Raw genomic sequence first — 2457 nt, 5'->3', positions numbered from 1 at the left:
TAGGCCGACAGGTACTCCTACCGGGAGGTCCTGGCCGCACTGTTCGCCCGATGGTTCTCCGCCCACACCACGGCGGAGGTCACCCGGGCACTGGAGGACTCGGTGGTGCTGCACGAGCGGTACCGCACGTTCGACCAGGTGGTGGCGGAGGGCGATCTCGAGTCCAACCCGCTGTTCGCTGCACTGGATCAGCCGGGGATCGGCTCGTACCTCGCGGCCGCGCACCCCGCGACCTTCGACGGCCGGCACCTGGCCACCGGTCCCGCGCCGGACCTCGGCGCCGACACCGATCGCCTCACCGGCGATCGCCCCCGCCCTCCGGTCGCCCCACGACCGCCGATCGCCCCACCACCGCAGGGACCTGAGTCATGACCCACAAGCCCGCCGCCCGCGACGGTGTCCCCGTGTACCTCACGGAGGAGCGGCTCGCGATCCGCGATCTGGCCCGCGACTTCACCGCCCGGGAGGTCCTGCCGCTCGCGAACCGCCTCGACCCGGAGAAGGGAGACATCCCCGACGAGCTCCGGCAGAAGATGGCCGATATCGGCTTCTTCGGCATCATGATCGACGAGGAGCACGGCGGGCTCGGCCTGGGCGTGTTCGAGTACTGCCTGGTCGCCGAGGAGCTCGCCCGCGGGTGGCTGTCGGTCTCCGGTCTCCTCGCCCGCGGCAACGGGATGGGCGGCGGGTTCACCCCCGATCAGGAGGCGCGCCTGCTCCCCCGCGTCGCCCGCGGCGAGTGGCTGGGCGCCTACGCGTTGTCGGAGGCCGAGGCGGGCTCCGACGTCGCCAACATCTCCTGCCGAGCCGTCCGCGACGGCGACGAGTGGGTGGTGAACGGCACCAAGATGTGGTGCACCTACGCCGACCAGGCGGACTACCTCGTGCTGTTCGCCCGTACCGACCCGGTCCGGGACCCGGCCAAGCCCCACCGCGGGATCTCCGCCTTCCTGGTGGAGAAGAATCGCGGCGTGTTCCCCGCGGGCATCACCGGCAACCCCGTCCGCAAGATCGGATACTTCGGCTGGCAGACCTGGGAGCTGTCCTTCGACGACTTCCGGTTGCCCGCCTCTGCGCTGCTCGGCGGGGAGGGCAGGGGCTTCTACCTGGCGGTCTCCGGCCTGGAGGTCGGTCGCGCCCACACCGCCGCCCGCGCGATCGGCCTGGCCCGCGCCGCGCTGGAGGACTCGATCGCCTACGTCGCCACCCGCGAACAGTTCGGCCGACCGATCGGCGAGTTCCAGTACCTCCGCTTCGAGATCGCCCGGATGGCCGCCGACATCGAGGCCGCGCGCCAGCTCATGTTCTCGGTGGCCACGGCCATCGACTCCGGGCGTCGCTGCTCGCTCGAGGCCGCCATGTGCAAGCTCGTGGCCACCGAGATGGCCGAGCGGGTGACCTCCCAGGGCGTCCAGATCCACGGCGGGGCCGGGTACACGACCGACTTCCAGGTGGAGCGGCACTGGCGCGACGCCCGGCTGACGCGCATCTTCGAGGGCACCAGCGAGATCCAGATGCGGATCATCTCGGATGAACTCCTCGGCCGCGACCACTGAGTACAGTCGCCACCATGAAGGCTGCGGTGTGCGTGGACACGGAATCCCCCCTGGTGCTCGAGGACATCCCGATCCCCGAACCCCGGGAGGGCGAGGTCCTGATCCACAACACGGCCTGCGGGGTGTGCCACACCGACCTCCACGTGATGAAGGGCGAGGTGGGGTTCCCGCTCCCCGGGGTCCTGGGGCACGAGGTCTCCGGAGTCGTCGCCGAGGTCGGCCGTGGCGTGACGGCGGTCCGCCCGGGTGACCGCGTGGTGGGCTCGTTCATCATGCCGTGCGGGTGGTGCGAGAACTGCGCCCGCGGGATGGAGGACCTCTGCGCCACCTTCTTCGAGTACAACCGCCTGCGCGGGACCCTGTACGACGGCGAGACCAGGCTTCACCGCGCCAACGGAGAGCCGCTGTCCATGTACTCGATGGGCGGCCTGGCGGAGTACAGCGTCACGCCCGCCACCGCGGTGTTCACCCTCCCCGAGGAACTGGATCTGGCGGATTCGGCGATCCTGGGGTGCTCGCTGTTCACCGCCTACGGTGCCGTGCGGAACGTCGGGGACGTCCGGACCGGTGAGTCGGTCGCGGTCGTGGCCGTGGGCGGCGTCGGGCAGAACATCGTCCAGCTGGCCGCGGTGAGTGGCGCCGAATCCGTCATCGCCGTCGACGTGGACGAGGAGAAGCTCGCCCTGGCGCGGCGCATGGGTGCGACCCACACGATCAACTCGCGCGAGGTCGATGCGACCGAGGCGGTCATGGAGATCACCGGGGGCCGGGGCGTCGACGCCGCCTTCGAGGCGCTGGGCTCGGCCGCCACCACCCGCCAGGCCACGGACATCACGCGGGAGGGCGGCAGGGTCGTCGTGGTGGGCATCCCGCCGGCCGGGACGGTGCTGGACGTCGACCT

2 protein-coding genes and 1 pseudogene are annotated in these 2457 nt (G+C 71.1%); all 3 read left to right on the top strand.

Annotation, left to right across the window (positions count from 1 at the left end; translation table 11 throughout):
* Nucleotides 1-372, top strand: a pseudogene (locus G6020_RS17030) (CoA transferase); the annotation flags it as partial.
* Nucleotides 369-1556 carry an acyl-CoA dehydrogenase family protein gene (locus G6020_RS09260; RefSeq protein WP_182610414.1) on the top strand — a complete coding sequence of 396 codons (1188 nt, stop codon included), beginning with the start codon at nt 369-371 and terminating at the stop codon, nt 1554-1556. The pseudogene G6020_RS17030 and the gene G6020_RS09260, both read left to right, overlap by 4 nt.
* 14 nt (nt 1557-1570) lie before the next feature.
* The coding region (locus G6020_RS09255) for an alcohol dehydrogenase catalytic domain-containing protein (RefSeq protein WP_182610413.1) at nt 1571-2457 on the top strand (887 nt) is incomplete at its 3' end.

Origin of the sequence: Dietzia sp. B19, from assembly GCF_014145155.1 — a bacterium.
Classification (GTDB): domain Bacteria; phylum Actinomycetota; class Actinomycetes; order Mycobacteriales; family Mycobacteriaceae; genus Dietzia; species Dietzia natronolimnaea.
Note: the sequence above shows the minus strand (reverse complement) of the source record. Positions and strands in the feature narration are given on the sequence as shown.